Source organism: Cupriavidus mimosae, assembly GCF_023952485.1.
In the GTDB taxonomy this organism is placed as follows: Bacteria; Pseudomonadota; Gammaproteobacteria; order Burkholderiales; family Burkholderiaceae; genus Cupriavidus; species Cupriavidus taiwanensis_C.
This window is the reverse complement of record NZ_JALHRY010000069.1, coordinates 1-1,884: the sequence shown is the minus strand read 5'-3', so window position 1 is coordinate 1,884 and position 1,884 is coordinate 1. Positions and strand designations below refer to the sequence as shown.

Genomic DNA, 1,884 nt, shown 5'->3' with positions numbered 1-1,884 from the left:
CTAGCAAAGTTTCGGTAAACTGTGTTGAGGCCCGAATGCGAAGTTGGCAAAATGGGAACGTAGATCGATCCAACCGTGGTTTAAGAATTCATTGAAAAACGCTTGAATTTATTGCTGCATTCGTTGACACGGCCATCAATCATGAGCAAGTGGAATATGAAACAAAGAGGGCGTGCTATCGTCATGATTCAAGGCCTTCCGGGATCTGGCAAGACTACACTTGCTAGAATGCTTTTGGATTTAATTCCGACAGCCAGCTGGGTTAATGCGGATTTTGTTCGGGATAATATAAATCGTGACTTGACGTTTAGTTTTGTGCACCGAATCGAGCACGCTCGTCGTATGGCGGAAATCGCCAATCTGACGCTAAACTACGGTGCGAACGACCATTGCATTGTGGATTTTGTTTGTCCCACAACGGAAACGCGGAGAGCCTTTCTGGGGGCGGCAAAGTACCCAGTCTACACCGTGTTCATGAACACGATAACTGCTGACGAGTCTAGATTTGCAGATACGCGCAAAATGTATGAGGTTCCCACAGATTACGCGTTTCGGGTGAGCGGATATAAGACGGCGCAGGAATTGAGGGACGTTGCACGTACAATTCACTTGGTACTCCTAAGCAGATCCCCAAGTTTGTCGTTGACTAAACTCAGGCGGAGTCTTTGAATTTAATGGCAAATGAGTCTTGCGCGGAATAATATTAGTGCTGGTGCGACTCGGACCGAACCGGTCAGCAAATAGGCCTTCAATTTAGCCTATCACGTAATATCGGTGAAAGCCGCAGCCATGCTGCTACGGCAATTTGCGAAAGTAATAGGACATCTCTGCAACTGTAGCGATGCGAGTTATTCGGCGATTGTGCGTTTGGGGGCGGGTTCGAGCGGTAATCCTTGGCTGTGGGCATCTCGGTACCGGCCTTTCATAATTGTGCCCAATAAGTCTTGTTGGAGAGGCAAGTGTTCGCTGTCGCGCGAAACGCTCGCCAACAGTATTCGATCATGGATCTATCTGTAACCCGCGCGGTCATATCTTCGTCTTTGCAGTAGTCCGCGAGCGCACCCTTCAGCGCCTCTTGTAAAGTGCTGAAGAATGTGTTGCCCATGGAAATATTGCTCATGTAAGTTGCCGGGTAGCCTGTGTATATACCGTATTGAAGGCACCGTCGGACAAATGCACTTCCATGTCTTTGCGAAGGCATGACAATATCGAACATGGCGTCGCTTCCTAAGACACGCGCGGGTATTCCGAAGCTAGCGAACGACTCGTGGAACAACCTCTTGAGCACTGCGCCGCTATCCGCCAAGCGAGCTACAATGCCATCTTCTTCGAAAATTTGCTGCGTTAGATTAGCAGCTACGAAGGCTCGATTTTCACGTAAGTAGGTGTTGCCAAGATAAACACCATCCGCCCCGGACATGGCATCGGCCGTACCAATAACCGCAGAAAGGCCAATTCCCTGTGCGAGTCCTTCGGACAAGGTAATCAGGTCGGCCGGGACCCGGTGTGCTTGGCAGTAACCACCGTCGGCGTAACGAAGTCCGCAAAGCACCTCGTCAACGATCAAAAGCGCTCCATGCAGCATAGCCATTCTAGCGCTTTGGTGGAGTAACTCCGGAGGAAAGACCGATGGCTCTGGCGTGACTACAATTCCGGCGACTTTGCCTCTGTTCCAACTCAACATCTGCTGCAAGATATCTAAGTCATACTGAAAGTCCTGGATGTAATGGTCTTTGGCTGTAGAATCGTCAGACCACGGGTACCGTTGGAAGATGTCATGCCAACCGTGAAAACCGGCTGTTAGGATAATTGGTTGACCGGTTCGACGTCGTGCGATGCGGACAGCTGCCTCCGTTGCACAAGATCCGGTCCTCAAGAAGAAGG

General features: G+C 50.2%; 2 protein-coding genes. One reads left to right on the top strand and one right to left on the bottom strand.

The features are described 5' to 3' along the window. Positions 1–141 precede the first annotated feature (141 nt). On the top strand, positions 142–669 hold the full coding sequence (locus MKD50_RS30290) for an adenylyl-sulfate kinase (RefSeq protein ID WP_338107493.1): 528 nt from the start codon (positions 142–144) through the stop codon (positions 667–669). Positions 670–922: 253 nt separating this feature from the next. Here the strand turns inward: MKD50_RS30290 and MKD50_RS30285 are convergent. Next, the coding region (locus MKD50_RS30285) for an aminotransferase class III-fold pyridoxal phosphate-dependent enzyme (protein ID WP_252669754.1) at positions 923–1,884 on the bottom strand (962 nt) is incomplete at its 5' end.

Bases quoted from the DNA above. Each gene is read 5' to 3' on its own strand.
- MKD50_RS30290 (WP_338107493.1), top strand. From the start codon at position 142: ATGAGCAAGTGGAATATGAAACAAAGAGGGCGTGCTATCGTCATGATT.